The 15,434-nt window shown below is 42.8% G+C and carries 27 protein-coding genes; 11 read left to right on the forward strand and 16 right to left on the reverse strand.

Features of this window, described 5'->3' with window-relative positions; genetic code table 11:
* Nucleotides 1–63: 63 nt before the first annotated feature.
* The 9 genes from AOQ57_RS07500 to AOQ57_RS07540 form a co-directional block, all read right to left on the reverse strand.
* Nucleotides 64–318, reverse strand: coding sequence for an AbrB/MazE/SpoVT family DNA-binding domain-containing protein (locus tag AOQ57_RS07500; RefSeq protein ID WP_046026047.1), 255 nt, complete (start codon nt 316–318; stop codon nt 64–66).
* Between the two features lie 603 nt (nt 319–921).
* On the reverse strand, nt 922–1,386 hold the full coding sequence (locus AOQ57_RS07505) for an ArpU family phage packaging/lysis transcriptional regulator (protein ID WP_093626726.1): 465 nt from the start codon (nt 1,384–1,386) through the stop codon (nt 922–924).
* A 121-nt stretch (nt 1,387–1,507) separates the two neighbouring features.
* Nucleotides 1,508–1,828, reverse strand: coding sequence for a hypothetical protein (locus tag AOQ57_RS07510; protein ID WP_093626728.1), 321 nt, complete (start codon nt 1,826–1,828; stop codon nt 1,508–1,510).
* Nucleotides 1,829–1,841: 13 nt separating this feature from the next.
* Entirely contained in the window at nt 1,842–2,210 is a 369-nt protein-coding gene (locus AOQ57_RS07515; RefSeq protein ID WP_093626730.1) for a DUF3310 domain-containing protein, read from the reverse strand.
* Nucleotides 2,207–2,953 (reverse strand): helix-turn-helix domain-containing protein, encoded by a 747-nt coding sequence (locus AOQ57_RS07520; RefSeq protein ID WP_093626731.1) that lies wholly within the window; start codon nt 2,951–2,953, stop codon nt 2,207–2,209. The genes AOQ57_RS07515 and AOQ57_RS07520 overlap by 4 nt, the downstream gene beginning before the upstream one ends.
* A gap of 11 nt (nt 2,954–2,964) precedes the next feature.
* The gene (ssb, locus tag AOQ57_RS07525; RefSeq protein ID WP_093626733.1) at nt 2,965–3,507 is read right to left on the reverse strand and encodes a single-stranded DNA-binding protein; all 543 of its coding nucleotides are present in this window, start codon (nt 3,505–3,507) and stop codon (nt 2,965–2,967) included.
* Complete coding sequence (locus AOQ57_RS07530) at nt 3,508–4,347, reverse strand: PD-(D/E)XK nuclease-like domain-containing protein (protein WP_093626735.1); 840 nt, start codon at nt 4,345–4,347, stop codon at nt 3,508–3,510.
* Nucleotides 4,340–5,353, reverse strand: a complete 1,014-nt coding sequence (locus AOQ57_RS07535; protein ID WP_093626737.1) for a recombinase RecT — start codon at nt 5,351–5,353, stop codon at nt 4,340–4,342. The genes AOQ57_RS07530 and AOQ57_RS07535 overlap by 8 nt, the downstream gene beginning before the upstream one ends.
* Before the next feature lie 2 nt (nt 5,354–5,355).
* Nucleotides 5,356–5,565, reverse strand: a complete 210-nt coding sequence (locus AOQ57_RS07540; protein WP_093626739.1) for a hypothetical protein — start codon at nt 5,563–5,565, stop codon at nt 5,356–5,358.
* A gap of 142 nt (nt 5,566–5,707) precedes the next feature.
* Between AOQ57_RS07540 and AOQ57_RS07545 the strand changes: the two genes are divergently transcribed.
* Complete coding sequence (locus tag AOQ57_RS07545) at nt 5,708–6,283, forward strand: hypothetical protein (protein ID WP_093626741.1); 576 nt, start codon at nt 5,708–5,710, stop codon at nt 6,281–6,283.
* 155 nt (nt 6,284–6,438) lie between these two features.
* Here the strand turns inward: AOQ57_RS07545 and AOQ57_RS08205 are convergent, their stop codons facing one another.
* Genes AOQ57_RS08205 through AOQ57_RS07550 form a run of 3 tightly spaced genes read right to left on the reverse strand, consistent with a single transcriptional unit; the run spans nt 6,439 to nt 7,003 of the window.
* Nucleotides 6,439–6,609: a hypothetical protein gene (locus AOQ57_RS08205; protein ID WP_157686492.1), complete on the reverse strand. Its 171-nt coding sequence runs from the start codon at nt 6,607–6,609 to the stop codon at nt 6,439–6,441.
* On the reverse strand, nt 6,602–6,739 hold the full coding sequence (locus AOQ57_RS08250) for a hypothetical protein (protein ID WP_167336643.1): 138 nt from the start codon (nt 6,737–6,739) through the stop codon (nt 6,602–6,604). Before AOQ57_RS08250 ends, AOQ57_RS08205 begins: the two co-directional genes overlap by 8 nt.
* 9 nt (nt 6,740–6,748) lie before the next feature.
* On the reverse strand, nt 6,749–7,003 hold the full coding sequence (locus AOQ57_RS07550; RefSeq protein WP_093626743.1) for a hypothetical protein: 255 nt from the start codon (nt 7,001–7,003) through the stop codon (nt 6,749–6,751).
* A gap of 65 nt (nt 7,004–7,068) precedes the next feature.
* On the opposite strand from AOQ57_RS07550, the gene AOQ57_RS07555 reads away from it, so the two are divergent.
* The gene (locus tag AOQ57_RS07555; RefSeq protein WP_093626744.1) at nt 7,069–7,296 is read left to right on the forward strand and encodes a DUF2188 domain-containing protein; all 228 of its coding nucleotides are present in this window, start codon (nt 7,069–7,071) and stop codon (nt 7,294–7,296) included.
* Here the strand turns inward: AOQ57_RS07555 and AOQ57_RS07560 are convergent.
* Nucleotides 7,293–7,475, reverse strand: coding sequence for a hypothetical protein (locus tag AOQ57_RS07560; protein WP_093626746.1), 183 nt, complete (start codon nt 7,473–7,475; stop codon nt 7,293–7,295). The two genes, AOQ57_RS07555 and AOQ57_RS07560, sit on opposite strands and share 4 nt — an antisense overlap.
* Before the next feature lie 65 nt (nt 7,476–7,540).
* Between AOQ57_RS07560 and AOQ57_RS07565 the strand changes: the two genes are divergently transcribed.
* Both AOQ57_RS07565 and AOQ57_RS07570 read left to right on the forward strand, forming a co-directional pair.
* Nucleotides 7,541–7,939, forward strand: a complete 399-nt coding sequence (locus AOQ57_RS07565; protein WP_157686493.1) for a DUF2513 domain-containing protein — start codon at nt 7,541–7,543, stop codon at nt 7,937–7,939.
* 352 nt (nt 7,940–8,291) lie between these two features.
* Nucleotides 8,292–8,603 carry a hypothetical protein gene (locus tag AOQ57_RS07570; protein ID WP_093626750.1) on the forward strand — a complete coding sequence of 104 codons (312 nt, stop codon included), beginning with the start codon at nt 8,292–8,294 and terminating at the stop codon, nt 8,601–8,603.
* 4 nt (nt 8,604–8,607) lie between these two features.
* Here AOQ57_RS07570 and AOQ57_RS08210 read toward each other — a convergent pair whose 3' ends face one another.
* From AOQ57_RS08210 to AOQ57_RS07580, 3 genes are read right to left on the reverse strand one after another with little or no spacing between them, the layout of a single operon-like run.
* A complete protein-coding gene (locus AOQ57_RS08210; protein WP_157686494.1) occupies nt 8,608–8,760 on the reverse strand; it encodes a hypothetical protein in 153 nt (50 codons plus the stop codon).
* 12 nt (nt 8,761–8,772) lie between these two features.
* A complete protein-coding gene (locus AOQ57_RS07575; RefSeq protein WP_093626751.1) occupies nt 8,773–9,573 on the reverse strand; it encodes a phage antirepressor in 801 nt (266 codons plus the stop codon).
* A gap of 31 nt (nt 9,574–9,604) precedes the next feature.
* On the reverse strand, nt 9,605–9,820 hold the full coding sequence (locus tag AOQ57_RS07580; protein WP_093626755.1) for a helix-turn-helix transcriptional regulator: 216 nt from the start codon (nt 9,818–9,820) through the stop codon (nt 9,605–9,607).
* A gap of 159 nt (nt 9,821–9,979) precedes the next feature.
* On the opposite strand from AOQ57_RS07580, the gene AOQ57_RS07585 reads away from it, so the two are divergent.
* The 7 genes from AOQ57_RS07585 to AOQ57_RS07625 all read left to right on the forward strand — a co-directional run bounded on the left by AOQ57_RS07585 (nt 9,980) and on the right by AOQ57_RS07625 (nt 15,249).
* Complete coding sequence (locus tag AOQ57_RS07585) at nt 9,980–10,327, forward strand: helix-turn-helix domain-containing protein (protein ID WP_093626757.1); 348 nt, start codon at nt 9,980–9,982, stop codon at nt 10,325–10,327.
* A gap of 13 nt (nt 10,328–10,340) precedes the next feature.
* Nucleotides 10,341–10,622 carry a hypothetical protein gene (locus tag AOQ57_RS07590; RefSeq protein WP_093626759.1) on the forward strand — a complete coding sequence of 94 codons (282 nt, stop codon included), beginning with the start codon at nt 10,341–10,343 and terminating at the stop codon, nt 10,620–10,622.
* Nucleotides 10,623–10,652: 30 nt separating this feature from the next.
* Complete coding sequence (locus AOQ57_RS07595) at nt 10,653–11,027, forward strand: helix-turn-helix domain-containing protein (RefSeq protein ID WP_093626761.1); 375 nt, start codon at nt 10,653–10,655, stop codon at nt 11,025–11,027.
* A gap of 13 nt (nt 11,028–11,040) precedes the next feature.
* Complete coding sequence (locus AOQ57_RS07600; RefSeq protein WP_093626763.1) at nt 11,041–11,811, forward strand: DUF4393 domain-containing protein; 771 nt, start codon at nt 11,041–11,043, stop codon at nt 11,809–11,811.
* 125 nt (nt 11,812–11,936) lie between these two features.
* Nucleotides 11,937–12,362, forward strand: coding sequence for an ImmA/IrrE family metallo-endopeptidase (locus tag AOQ57_RS07605; RefSeq protein ID WP_235789033.1), 426 nt, complete (start codon nt 11,937–11,939; stop codon nt 12,360–12,362).
* Nucleotides 12,363–13,079: 717 nt separating this feature from the next.
* Entirely contained in the window at nt 13,080–14,045 is a 966-nt protein-coding gene (locus tag AOQ57_RS07620) for an Abi family protein (protein ID WP_093626769.1), read from the forward strand.
* Nucleotides 14,046–14,118: 73 nt separating this feature from the next.
* On the forward strand, nt 14,119–15,249 hold the full coding sequence (locus tag AOQ57_RS07625) for a tyrosine-type recombinase/integrase (RefSeq protein WP_093626771.1): 1,131 nt from the start codon (nt 14,119–14,121) through the stop codon (nt 15,247–15,249).
* Nucleotides 15,250–15,434 lie beyond the last annotated feature (185 nt).

Raw genomic sequence — 15,434 nt, forward strand, 5'->3', positions numbered from 1 at the left:
ACTCCGATAAAAAATATTTTCGTGTTAAGGCGCTTTTTGACAGCTCGCACGAATCAATTGTTTCTAGTAGAGTTCTTCACCAATCGCGCCACCCTTATCAACTATTTCGTACGGATAAGGCTGGCTAGAATCGTAGCCTTCAAACAACTTCTGAATTGCAGTTTGTTTTTTTACTGGTTTCAAAATAATCTCTTCATCAGTTGCACTAAATTCAAACTTGTCATCTTGACTGAGTCCGAACTGGTTCAACAGCTTTTGTGGCAAGCGAACAGATAAGCTGTTGCCCCACTTACTAAGCGTTAGCATCCCCTGACTCATAGTAATCCCTCCTTCAGTGAAATAGGCCTTTCCACTAATAATAGTATATCGCAAGTATCGACAAGTATCAACTTAAAGAACTTAAAAACACCGACAAATGCCGGTGTGTAAAGGGGTTTCATTGCCGATCCCACACTAACCCTATTGTTAGGGCTAAATTAATCTGACGGGCTGGAATCGAACCAGCGCTCCCGATGTAAATTTTGAACGCACTCAGTATTGGAAACTGGGAGCTGACCACACGCCAGATAAGGATAGCGGATCGGTAATGGAGGTTTATCACCTCCATTTTCAAATGCTATCCATATGAGCTAAGAGGCGGAGTCGAACCGCCTTCATGCGCTGTAACCTGTTCAAAAATCAGTGCCCACCCGGTGGACGTTAGCTCTATCCGCAACCAGAGGAATCGAACCTCTCCGGTGCCACCAGGCGTTGCGGCGTACGTAATTAATTATTCTTTAAGGAGGTCACACATCACTGGGGAAGAAACGTGTAAGCTGGCGGCCAAGTCAGACATCTATCTTACTTGTCCACAATACATATTATTGCACACTCCGTTCCGGATAGTTTCCGCATTTTTTCCGGACTTTTTCCGGTTTTGAATCACTTCCACACTTGGATCGGTGGAATCAGATCTTCGCACCCTCTGATCGCCACAAACTTATCTAGAGCGGCGGCGAATCGGGTCCGCGCTGTGATGTCCGCCTCTTGATACTGGTCGTTACCACCGATTAAAACCATCTGCATGACGGTCTCACGTTTCGCGCCGTTTATGTAACGCTCGTTCAGAATCGTTTGCTGTGCTGGCAAGCACGACTTAATCGCATCAGTCACACAACTAATCGCCAACCGGCAATGTGCCTTAGCGATCATCGCTTCTTCAACCCGATTACCACTAGAGCCGTGAATCCCTGTGATGTCGCCAACCGGAGAACTCACCATTCCGAACACCGCTTCATCTTCTAGCAGCTTTGGATAGCCCCTGTACCGATATCGTCCTTTACCCCTTAAGAAGTCCGCTACGCTCTGAGCCGTTTGATCTGGATCTATAACCTCAAATAATCTCACTGTCGTCCTCCTCACATCACCATCGCCATACTGGAACCCCGATCAGTGCCCAGCAGATCAGATTGGCAATCACTGCTGCTATGAGCACCGCCAGGAGCCACTTAATTGCTTCCCCCATTTTCTAGCCTCTTCCTAGAATCCCTTGTAGAGCCCTCTGTGCTCGTTTGATCCAATCATTGTTAATTACCTTGCCACGTTCTTTAAGTGGTGTCAGCGCCAATTCTTGGGCTAACTTGACCGCTTCTTGCCAGTCCTCTAAATCTAGCATTGTGTCTCGGTAATCCCGTGGGTGGTAATTGAACGGTTCAGTCTTGCTAATCGTAACAACTGGCTCATCATCCCCAAATGTATCGAGGGATGGGGCTAGGATCGCTACCTCACTCGCTGAGTAGTACAAGTTAACCGTAAAATCCATCTGATTCGTTAACTCTTCGTAGGTCATTGTATCCTCCTAACTAACGCACTGTCCGTCCGCGTTTAATGTCTTCCTCGATTCGATCTAGTCGTTTTAGATAGATCTCCTTACGCCGTTTAAAATTATCATAGCTAAGTGCTAGATCTAGTCCTTGATCGTGAATCTCGCCGATTGCCTTTAGATACAGTAATCGCTCATATTCAGCAAAGTATGTTCGGGCCTTTGCCAAATCCTCACTCGGATCGATAGTCTTCTTACCAGCCCGTCGCTCGTATTTCACCATGTTTAAGTAACAGAACCCGATCGCTAGTACCGCCGGATAGCGCCCATGCTCAAATTCATAGAAAAGGTCATGTCCTCGCCGGTCAATGTAGTGGGCCGGTCGGATCATTTTCGCAGTTCTCGTCATAAGTACCTCCTGCCGCTTTCATTAACATGTACCTTATACGTTCCATCAGTTTGCTGCCTTCTCTGCAGCTTAACTAGGGATGCGCTGAGCTTAAGTGGAGTTTTCTCCGTCTGCTGGCTCTCAATGTACTTCTTGACGTACTTGACTAGCCCTGACTTATGCTGGCCATTGTCGTTAAAGCTCATTAATCCGTCCACTACTATCTGTTGGCCAAACTGCTTTGCTAATCCATCCAAACTCTCTTTAGTCCTTGTGGATAATTTACCCCACTGCTGTTCAGTTTCGCTCTCTTTTTCAGTTAATAGATTTAAATTAATATCATTCAGCCAATCATTAGTTAAGTTAGTATTAGTTAAGTTAGTAATTGGTAGTGTGCTAAAACGCGAATTCGCGTTTTCCGAATTCGCGAAACAGCAATTCGGTGACACCGTTTCGCCGTTTTGGCAATTCGGTTGAGGATGGTCAAATAAGGTGTACTCATAGCCCTTAAATTGACCATTGTCCCGACGCCGTTCCCGCTTGACATACCCCAGATCAATCAGCTCGTGCATTGCACTGTCGACGGATCGACGCCCGTTTTTAAAGTGCTTGGCAATCTCGGTTACGTAATAATCCCAGTCATCTGGTTGGCGCCACATATACGTATAGAGCCCCAAGCCGGCTAGGCTCATATTGGGGTCATCTACAACTCGGTTATCAACTTGGGTAAACCCTCTCGTCCTTACTTTTTTAACTTTAGCCATCATCTTCCCTCCTAAAATGGCAGATCATTCGCTGACATCCCTCCCTGAGCTGGTTGTCCGGCCTTCATCTTGTCGACCATCTGGCTATTAATTTGAGAGTCAGTAGGTGCTTCGTTAGCGTACATCTCACCATATGTTGATTGGCTTGGTTGGCTCTGAACGGGATTAAAACCTTGATTGGATTGGTAACCATTTGCTTGGTAGTTCTTCTGGTTGGCCTCCTGAATGATTGAGCGTGGTTCCAAGAGGGAAAAGTTACTTACTATTACGTCGGTTCGGTAAACCTCTTTCCCATCCTTGTCAGAGTAATGGCTGGTCTGTAGTTGCCCTTCCACTCCGATTAGGGAACCTTTGTGTGTGAAGTTGGCCAGATTCTCGGCCCCTTGCCGCCAAATCTGACAGGAAATAAAATCCGTTTCTCGTTCACCGGTTTGTTTATTTTTAAACTGCCGACTGACCGCTAGATTAAACCGGGCTACCGCCACTCCGCTTTGGGTATATCTAACTTCTAAGTCCTTCGTCAGTCGCCCAGTTAGAACTACTCGATTAATCATTTAAAACACCTCAATATCGCTTGCATGTGTAAAGTCCGACAGTTTCTTGTTAAGCCGGCAATACTCACAACGGCCACATGCTTTGGGCTCTACCTCCCCCATCATCACCTTACGGTAGCGATCTTGGTTAGCCAGGATCTTGTCCATTGCTTCCCGCATCAGTTGCCGATCTTCTTCACTTTCAAAATCAATTGCCATCTTATCTGGTATCGATTGTTTAGACGCTGCAAACATCAAGGGGGCTAAGTCCTTACCAAATGTCTGCTTGCTTAGTTCCCGGTAAACTGCCATTTGCATGTGGTATTGACGATCTTCGACGAATGGTACCCAGCGCCGTTCATCAGCATTCCAATGACGCTTATGAAGGTCGTCAACCGTCTTCAAGTCACAGAAAAAGCCGTTCTTAAGTGATAAGCTATCAAGCTTTCCCTTCCAGGCAACCCCTTCAATCTCACCTGCTACGATTACTTCCTTATCACCTGGCTTATAGAAGTAAGCAAACATATCATCTGCATTGAGGGATGTAATTATCTCTTCGGCTAGTTTGTAGCTTGCTTTGAGCTTACCTTTTGTTGCTCCACGTGATGATAGTAATTCTTTCTTGTTCTCCTCGATAAAGGCTTCGTGTGCCTCTTCACTCTCAAAATAAGAGTGAACATAGTTACCTAAAATTAACGGATCGGCGGTCGAAGTTGACTTCTTCTTAGTCGGTTCCCACTCACCTTTTAACCGGGCTAGTTCCTTCGCTTCACATTCCTCGAAGTTCTTGAACTGGGAGAAACTCATGTAATCCCAGTCAGTCTCAATGGAATAATAGTTTTCTGGTGTAAGCTTAAGCATTCTCTTCACCCCCTTCTACGAAATCGTAGATGGAAGTTTGACCATCTGGTAATTCTGCTTCATTTCCTCCAGTTTTACCTTCTAAATCTTTCCCAGGATCGTTTTTAATATCCGATTCGATAACTTCTTCATCTTCCACTTTGTTTTCCTCTACGGGCTTCTCAGGGGCTTGTGGAACGTCCTTCTTTTCCTTCTTCGGTTCCTTTTCTGCTGCTTGGGCTTTCTTAAATCCAGCTAAAAGTTTATTAGATGTTACTTCCTCTTTGGCAGTGTTGGTAACGTCTTTGGGCTCTTCGTACTCCGTCTCAGTAGCAGTGTTGATCGAGCCTGTCAACAGATCGGAATCATCGCTGGTGTTGATGAACATCTTAGCGGCCCGGTTTAAGACAGTACGCTTGGCCATCTCGTCGCTAAATTTATCTTGAACTTTATTTTGTCGATTCTGACTTTGGCTCCAAGAAGTATCAATCTGGGACTTTGTCATAACCGTATAATTGGTTCGGCCGTTAGCCAGTTTAATAAAGGCGAAAGCACCCTTAATTGGCTTATCTAAATTAGTAAAGCTGGGGTTAAACTTGGTGACAATGATGTGGCCAATCTCATCAGCCCCGATTTCAAATTCGTCACCTTGATGGATAACCTGAGCATCAATGTCTTCGATGCTGTCCAGACGCTTCAGCGCAGCAACCGTCCCAAAGTATGACCGTTGCATTTTCAACTCACTGCCATAAACGATAAAGTAACACTGGTTTTTCGCCGGTGATAGGCCTTGAATGGCCATGTCTAACAGAGCGTTAGCAATACTTGGTTGTGAGCAAACATTTAACGCTAGGCGACCTTGCCGATCCTTTACCGACTGCAATCGTAGATAAGCCGCCTTCAAGGCGTTCTGAGCGTTGTAATGTGCTGGAAGGGCTAACCCTTCATCCTTCAGAGTTTCCAGGCGCCCTGCGACTTGATCGGTTAATTCGCTAGCGTTTACTGGCGGTTGTAGTTGTTGATACATGGTTAAAACCTCCCTGTGACTTCGTGCTTCCAGTCCTTTGCGTACAGAACTAATTTCTCTGCTTGCTCAATAATGGCGTCATGCTCTGCGATTGCTTCACTGCGCGTCATCGGTTCGTGTAGAACAAGTCGATTGGCATCCGTAACTAGGTGATCACCTAATTTCAACAACCGGTTCGCCGCTTGGCCGACTTTGATTTCATCTGGTGTCATGCTATAATCTCCTTAAATGTATTATTTCTTTTTTGGCTTAACGGTAGTAACTGTTAGGTCTTTTTTATGCTATAAGCCTTTTTATTGTTCATGATATAATTACCTCAAATTATCTATTAAATTTTGTCAAAAGGAGTTTGTCATGTACTCATTAGTTGCCTTGATCTGCTCACTAGTTGTTAACCTCGTCCAAGCCTTTAGCTCATATCAAAGCCGTAAGCTGAACTATAAGCTCTCACTTGAAAGCATCAAGCGAGATAAAGAAAATGACGAGAAGAACCGTGAGCTCCAAAAAGATATACTGAAGTTGAACCATGAGTTCGATATCCAACTTAAAGAGCTATCTAACAAACACCACATACGAGTTACCAAATTGGACGACAGAGTATATATCCATCGTTCATTGATTAATCAAATGGAGGAAGTGTACTTCAAGTACATCGATTTACTGCTCTCTGAAATCAAGTCATCTAAGACCATGCCAGTAGAGTTCTCTACTGAATGCCAAGCGCTATCGAGTAAGGTGATGATCTATTGCCCAGAAGCAATTCAACATATCCAAAATATCTACTCTAATAACATCAGCGATGAACAAGCTGGTGAAGGATATGACCCCAAAGAAGGACTTCAAGAGCTTGTTATAAATGGTCTAATCCCGACTCTTTCCAATAGCATCATTTCAGTTGAGCGTAATAACGCCAGTAATCAATCCAACTAACATGTAGATGGCTACAATGATCAAGAAAACGATAGGCCGCTTGTTTGGGTCGTCCCCCCAAATTGAGAAAGGAATCGTTCCGGCCATTCCTACAAAAGCACCTATTGCCGCACAAGTAACGATGTGTAACATACCATAACCTCCTTTTTGCCTGCCTAGCGGTTACGCCCGCTGGGCTTTTTTACGTTCTGCGGGTAGCTGTACTTGACCGCCATTATCAGGAATGGTAAACAGGCAATCAACGCTAAGACTGGGTGGTCGATCACGTACAATGCAACCGACAGGAAGGCCAGCGTCATACCAGCCATAAATTCACTGTTACTCATCCTTATGTCCTCCTTCGTAGTCTTCACCACGTAGCCTCATCTCCAGCTCATGGCACCGTTCAGTCAGCAGCAGCTGATTCAATGCTAAAGCGACCAAAAGTACGACTAAAATAACAATAATTGGTCCCATTATTTCCTCCTAATACTCTTGATAGACCACCAAACGGGGGTCTTGCTTACTCTTATGCTTTTGCTTACCTAACCAGGTGATGAAACGCTGGTACTCTTGAATGTCCACTCGGCCATCTGGCAGAAATACCCGCCAGCCGTCAGGGTAGTTCCCTGCTTGCTTACGGCGCCGTTGGTACGTTGACTCTGACATTGGCTTACCGTTACTGTCGTGCCATTCAGCCATAAATTCGGTCTTATTAAGCTGGTATCGAAACCGATTCATAATCATTTCTCCTTCCGTTTAGGTTGTACAATTGACTCATCTCCTAGTGAAAGGAGGTGAAAACTATGTCAAAGCAAATTTGGGTCAGTCCTCGTTCAAATGGTTGGGCTGTTAAGAGCTCTGGGAGCTCTCGTGCTTCTAAGATCTATGGCACTAAGTCAGAAGCTATTAAAGCCGGTCGTCAACAAGCTATTAATAACCATGCTGAATTGGTTAGCCAGAAGCGTAATGGTCAAATTAACTTAAAGAACTCATATGGTAATGACCCAATGCCGCCTAAGGACAAGGATTAATTCTTGTAAACTGGCATGAATCGAACCCTGAGGCCTTCAATAGTTTCACAGTCGTCATCTGTGATTACTGCTAAGATCTTGGGGTTCTTTTCGTCTGTCTCAACGATAATCCGTGAGTAATCGGACATTGGCTTTTGGCACTTATTAGTTGCCTTTTCAAACTCTTTAACCGTTCTCATTACTCATCCCTCCTTTCTTCTCGGTTGTATACTTAAGTCATCCCCTGATGAAAGGAGGTGAGAGTATGAAGTTGAAACATGATTGTGTACGATACGTCTTGCTTACGTTAGAAGCGCAGGGATTAGGTATGTTGCATTCTGGAGTTGAACTTTCCCAACTACTTCCAGAAATGGTTAATAGCCGATATTCCGAAGACGATATAACATACACACTCTTACAACTACTTGATGGTAAATATATAAATGCGGACTATCAGAAATACGCTCTTGGTTTCTCGCTGATTGTTTTTGACATAACTTGGTCCGGACATGAACTTCTTGATTCAATTCGCGATGATGAAGTATGGAATCAAACCAAGAAAGTAACTAGCTCCATCAAGTCAGTTTCTATTGGGGTCCTTAAAAATGTAGCTACTGCTGTTCTTACTGGAATCATCAAACAAAAGACTGGATTGCCGCTTTAAGCTAATCTGATAGTCATTGCCATCAATGTTTACGAAAAGGTTTCTTACTGGATGGCCTAGTATCCGTCTGTACATTTCCCTTTCATAATCGGAAACGTTTGTAATCACGCTTGCTGTTCCTGTTGATAGTAGTTGTTTATGACCGTTTTCAATTGTGTAGTAAATGGTTTCCATATTTATGTTTTCCTCGCCTGACTGTAGCTTCAAAAGGATTAATTCTTGTAAACTGGCATGAATCGAACCCTGAGGCCTTCAATAGTTTCACAGTCGTCATCTGTGATTACTGCTAAGATCTTGGGGTTCTTCTCGGTTGTATACTTAAGTCATCCCCTGGTGAAGGGAGGTGAAACTTATGAGTTATGGTTTTGAAGATATGGTCAATAAGCTTAACCAAATGCAGAGGAATATAGAGTCATTAGGCGGCACTCACTCTATTCCATTTGACGAACTTTTTGATCAAAATTTTTTGCTTGATCATACGAGTGGCACTTTTTCCGCATTTGACGACTTCTTTAAAGCTGGTAAATTTGGCAAGCTTACTTTTAAAGAGGTCCCAGATGATGAGTGGGATAAGTGGGTAAAGAAATCAACCGATTTCAATTCCTGGAGTGAAATGCAGATGAGCGCTACTCAGGCATATGTTGCTAAGAAAATTGGCTTTTAATTAACTAGTTAAGATCATTCAGTTGTTCCATCAGCTGGATGGTCTTTTCGATTTCTTCGTTCAGTTTTTGAAAAGATAGAGTTACCTTTTTTACTTTCTTTAAGCCCTTAACCCTCACATCAATTAAGATTTCTTGATTTTTCATTTCTTCATTCATCCCTATACCTCCCTACAGTCCCAGATCGTCGTCTTCTTGTTCGATAAGTGGCAGAATGCCATTTGCCTTAAGCAACTCGTACAAGAATAAGCGTCCTTTTTGCGTCCAAGTCGTGTTGATCTTGGTGTGCACGCGTCCATCATGGCCTGTAATCGGAATAGTCCGACTAGCGATGTATCCCTTGCCTTGATACTTGGCATACAGGATCCATTGATTGTTGACCTTACGTTGTACGCCATGCTCCTTCAGTAATTTATTGAAGCTTACAGCACTCATGCCGTAATCCTGAGCTACCTGTGTGGTCGTGATGTCATCTTTACTGTCGATGATCACATCAACGTAATTAGCCTTCTTGTTGGCTACTTCCAGTTCGGCAGACAAGGCTTCGATTTCCCTATCTTTATCAATCAGACGTTGGCCGGCTTGCATCAGAAGCTTGCCTAACGCTTCCTTGCTGTGAGTAATCTCGTAAGCCGTTTTGTCTGTAATATATGCCCCGTGCTTGCGGATTGATGGAAGGACTTCTGAAGCAACCCAATCCGTGAACCGCTCTGCATTTTTGGCGTGTGATTTGAATGCCAGTTTGTACAGGCCAGCTTCGCTAATTACCGTTGCTTTCTGTTTTCCACCGGGGGTCGGTAAAACACCGACCCCTTTGAATTTCTCTGGAACATTATCACGAATGGCATCAGCAGTACGTTTGTATCCCAAAATTTCAGCCACGTCTTTTCCGACAAAGTATGGTTCACCGTCAATTAGTAAAGTCCGTACTTGCTGATTGTTAAAGTCAAATAATTGGATTTCGTTTTTCATTGTTCTTCCCCTTTTTCGTTAGCTAAATTAGCTAACTAACGTTTAAAAAAATATCCAGCGGTAGATTGAGAAGCTGGCTCGACCGAATTGCAACATCAGTTGATAGCTTTACTCGACCAGTCAGCATCGATGATAAGTAGTTCGGAGTAATCCCCACCTGCTTGGCGAACCATCCTCTCTTAATTCCACGCTCTTTTAAGATCTGAGACAATAGCTCACTTGCGTTTGGTTTCAAAACCGAGGTCATATTGCACCTCCTTTCAGTTAGCTGTTTCAGCTAGCTAGCTATGTAATTTAGTATACTCGCTGAAACAGCGAAGTCAACAAAATATTTAAATAATTTCGCTAAAGTTAATAAAAGTTAGCTAAATAGTTGTATTATTTAGCTAAAAAGGTGGTACTTATAATGTCATTATTCAGTGAACGACTAACTAATTTAAGAGAGGCTAACAGCTGGTCGAAAACGTATGTAGCAAAGCAAATTGGGTTATCATCAATGCAAACCTACGCTAATTGGGAATACGGCCGAACTGAGCCGGATTTCTCTAACGTTACTAAGCTCGCCGACCTCTTTGCCGTCACCACCGACTACCTACTAGGTCGACCCGAAAACGAAAAAACCGCAAATGATCAATCACTCACGGAAAACCAAAAATTGGTTGCGTATTCAATTGACCCAGATATCACCGACGAGGAACGCAAAGACATCATAGAACTCGTTAAAATCGCTATGAAGAATCGGCGGCGGATTTAGAGGGTGTCGTCCTATGACTGACTTGGAGAAGCTAGAGGATCAATATCCAGAACTTCGATTTTGGGCAATTGATATTCCTAATCCGCACTTTCATGGGCTAATCAAAGGTACGGACGTCTATATCAACGCCAACGACGATGACTTAACTCAACTTAAGACGGCGTTACATGAGGTCTTCCACCATGAAGTAGATTACGGCGACCTCTCGGACATCCGCCGTGTGGAAGTGATCAAAGAAGAAGGCCAGGCTATCCGGTTCGCCACCCGCCTGGTCAAGGACTACGCCCAAAACTGATAAAATATATGAAAAAAGGAGCGATTCAAAGTGGCTAGAACTGAACTGACCCCTCAAGATAAAGAATATAAAAAAATTATTTCTTCACGGCTAAATGATTTACTCTCTAAAAGTGGTCGAAAGCAAATTGACATAACTAGGACTGTCGGCATCCACGCAAGCACTCTTACTGGTTACTTCAAGGGCACTAGGCTTCCATCACCTCAAAACGTGGAAAAACTAGCTAAGTATTTCAATGTTGATAAATCTGATATTGACCCACGCTTCACCCCCACCGCCCCAGACGAAGACCGCAATACTGCTGACCTCGCTGATGATGACACCATCTTCACCTTCGAGGGTAAGCCCATTCCTGAGCAGGATCTGGAATACATGAAACGGTTGCTTAGAGGCGGGAGAAAATAAGGAGGATATACGCATGCATGACGACCTAAATTTGGGCATAGGGTATCAGATCTTCGAATCATTTCCCGAATCAACCCAAGAAGCCTTTTTAAACCCTTCGGCAAGAACAATTGGCCAAGCGCTAAATGGACTAGTTTTATTCTTCACTTCGCCTTTGCTTAAACTAGGTATTGTTAAAAAAGCAGAACTAGAAAAATTCAAACATGATATCCAGCAGGAAACCCAAAAAATTCCAGAACAAAACCGTGATAACTCTAAATTAGGCTTGGTGGTTAAAGCTATAGAAGAGGCTAAGTATCAGCTCAGTGAAGATAAAATCAGGGCTATGTATGCAAAGCTGATTGCGTCAACTGTAGACAACAGGAAAAACGGCCTTGTAACCCCTAGATTGGCTACTGCTATGTCGCAAATGGGGCCAAATGACGCTGTATTGTTAAAGTACATAAACGAGCAGGAAGGCCATGTTGTCCCATTTGGGTATTTCATCAAAAAAGATAATGTAGGAACTTCGACCATATCAAAAAAGAGTATCGATTTCCTTAAAGCCGGTACTCTCATAAACCAAGATATTTCATTAGATGTTCTTGATTCGCTAGGTATTATCGAAGTCAAACATGATACATGGCTAACTAACGAATTATTTAAGCCAAGTTACGACAGATTAGAAGAATCCATCAGAGTAGAAATTCACGACAAATTCAATGCGGAAGAAACTGAATTTACCAAAGGGTGCATCAAAGTTACTGATTTTGGTGAAGCTCTTCTCCGATGCATTTTTTTATGAGCAATTCCACTGCAGCTACTTGTGCTTCATCTAACACTACTTTTCCAAAAGTATCTGATTCATAAATCACTTTCCCATGTTCTAATTTTAGCATTCTATATCTCCTAAGAATCGAGGTGGCAAAATTGACCGAGATTAGCAGCTACCTAGAGAAGGTGGCTTTTAACCACAACATTAATGTTATCTGGACTGACAAACTGGCTCCTGAAACCCCGCCAGGCTGTTCGCTTCTTTATCGCAGTATTGTTATGAATCTTAACTGGCATCACCCCACTGAAATTTCGTTTCAGCTCGCCCACGAAATTTCGCACATCTTGAATGGCGATGAGACTGATATTTGTTTCTATCATGCTACTTTCACTGGCAAACAGTCCGTTGAGTACAAAGCAAACACCGGTGCCGTTAAGCTTCTAGTTCCATTTTATTGTCAGAATGTACCAAAAGAAAGTATTAACGTCTATGACTTTATGGAATCACACGAAATACCAAGCTATCTTGACAATGTAGTCAGAGAAGAAGTCCACAACTATTATGTTTCGGGTAAGCATTGATTACCTACGTTCAAACGTGATCGACGCTAAAAGCTGAAAAATAAAAATCCCTCTCGGGAGAAAGGACATAGTAAAATGCGAAGCTTATACAAACGGCTTAAAAGTAATACTAGATTTCAAGAAATATATTTATGGATTTTCTTTATGTTCGCTTTACTAACATTCTTTTTTGATGCAATCTCTCCAAATTGCTTAGCAACAAAATGCCTAAAAGACTTTATTATGCCTGTTCTTAGCCCATTTGTATTCTTTATTCTCGGAATGATAATTACTGAAAACGATGAAATACTAAAAAAATAAATAAACATTAATCGATACAATGGAAAGAATGTAGCAAACAGCTATCGGGCTACTCCTGGACTATTGCGCCACTTATGACATTCCGGTATCTAACGCCGTGTCGTTTTGCGAGCGCTTTGGCATTTCTGGCGAGCTTGATTACATCGCCTATCTCAAAATCAAGTATATCATATAAAAAAGCGTCGCAAAGGGCGCTGGGGAGGTTTATGTATGAAAAAAATGGGTTTAAATATCGCGGTTACGTATTCGATCTAAGGCATGGGATTGATTTAATTGATAACAAAAGACATCTAAAAGCATTGACAAATATTAAAATATATTAGAAAATAGTACCAATCAATTTAAATGGTCAGCTTAAGACCGACTAGGCGGGTACATATATTTGTACCTGCCTTTTTTATTTTTTGGAGGTAAAACATGAGTGAAAAGCCGTTCAAAACTATTGATAAGCAACTAAAGATTTTAAAAGATCGGGACTTAGTAATCTTGAATGAAAATGCTGCAAAAAAGACACTTCAAGATTATGGGTACTATGAAATAATCAATGGATATAAATATCCTTTTCTAAATGACTCAGCAGATGATGAGAAAGGATATAAGACGTTATCTACCTTTGAACATATTTTTGAGTTATACCAACTAGACTCTAATATCCGATCTTCAGTTATGAGCTCTATTGAAATTTTTGAAAATTCTTTCAAGCAGTCCCTGGCTTATAGTATTTCCGAATATATTTCAGATGAATTTACAACTTACTCTAAAAAAGAAAATTACTTACCCGGCCATATTAATTCAAAAGGTAAGTCTGATCGTGACTTTTTACTAAATAAGTTGAATACTATACAAGCATTAGATGTTGAACCATATAAGCACTATAGAACCAAATATAATAATGTCCCGCTATGGATTCTTGTTAAAGGTTTAAGTTTAGGGAGTGCCATGTATTTATTTAGCCTTCTAAAAGATACAAACATCAAAGAATCAGTAATTGGGAGAATGACGGGTTTTGACCCATCGATTATCTCAGGCTTAGATGAGAAATTCAAAATCAAACAAGTATTTAGTGACTCCCTTACACTAATTCTTGATTATCGTAATTTATCGGCTCATGGTGGCCGTGTATATAACCACCGTTCCGATAAACACCAAATTTCCGTCTACTCCCCTATCTTCTATCCTAGCTCAATTTCACGAACTAAGTTTAAAAATGGATATTCTCGTAGTAGCATCAATGCTCTATTGTTATGCCTATCAATCATGGGAAATAAAGATCCCTATCTACATCTCATCTCATGGTTAAAAGTGTGGGTAGGACAATATATTAAAAAATATCCCGATGATCTCTGCTATCTAAAAGAATCCATGGAAATCAATAACCTATAAATGACCCGGCACAGCGCCGAGCTTTATTTTTGTACATAAATCGAACGTACGTTTAATTAAGGGGAGAAATATCATGTATATCGTTGAGAAAGGTAACAAATACAAATACTGCGAGCGGTACCGAGACCCGCTGACCAACAAGCGTAAGATTATTTCGGTGACGCTCGAAAAGAAAACTAAGCAAGCTCAACACCAAGCTCAAGTACTCCTACAAGCTAAAATTGCTAGGATCATGAGTCAGGTTAAACACGTGGACACAATCCCAGGCATTACCCTGCAACGCTTGGTTGATGACTATCTAGCCAACTACCGGGTGCGGGTTCGTCCGGCAACCTACGCCAACGCCGAAATGATGAGTCGATCGCTAATCAAATCGCTTGATGGTGATGCACTGATTGAGAAAATCACGCCGTTGATCTTGACCAGAACCATCGAAGGGATGATATACGGGCCTCGTCACATCTCGAACTCATACGCCGCCAAGTTCAAAATCTATCTGCACCAGCTGTTTGCCTTTGCGGTTAAGGAATCCTACCTCGACCACAACCCGGCAGACAATCTGGAGGTCGCTTACCGACCGAGTGAAGGTGGTCATTCGACTCGCAACAAATTCCTGGAGAAAGACGAGCTTAACCGCCTGCTCAAATACGCTTACGACCACAACCACACTTACGCCGTCCTCTGCGAATGGCTCTATCAAACGGGGATGCGGTGTGGTGAGGCGCTGGCGTTGGGCGTATCTGACATCGAAGAAACGCCCGATGGCTGGGTCGCTCATGTCAACGGCACACTTGAGTATACCGGCTTGAAGGTTGACGCCTGGCACAAGACCGACCAAACAAAAACGCCCGCCGGGATGCGTGACGTAGCGCTATCCAAGCGAGCGGTTGAGCTTTACCGTGATCGATACGACTATGCTGGGGGGCAAGGGTATCTATTCACTACATCTCATCATACACCAATTCAGATTTCAGCGTTTAACACCTTTTTACGGACGGCTGCCAAGCGGCTAGGGATCAACAAACCCGTCAGCTCTCATATCTTCCGCCACACGCACATCTCAAAGCTCGCCGAGTTAGGTGTCCCCATGTATGTGATCCAACAGCGTGTTGGGCATTCAAACAGCCGAGTCACCCAAGAAATCTACACTCACGTGACCCATGAAGCCCTTGTGAAAAATCGGGCTCAACTCGAAGAATTGTAGCCAGTTGGCTACCTGGTGGCTACCCAGCGATCGAAGATGGCTAAAATTCACAAACTTAGGTGGCAAATTTTAAAATTAGAGCAAAAGAAAAACCCTTGCAGAACAAGGGTTTTAGCAGTCGTAAGACTACTTAACGTCGCGGCGACGTTCAGGAATACGGGCACTCTTACCAGTCCGTTCACGGA

The sequence above is a fragment of the Limosilactobacillus gorillae genome (genome assembly GCF_001293735.1).
Classification (GTDB): Bacteria; Bacillota; Bacilli; order Lactobacillales; family Lactobacillaceae; genus Limosilactobacillus; species Limosilactobacillus gorillae.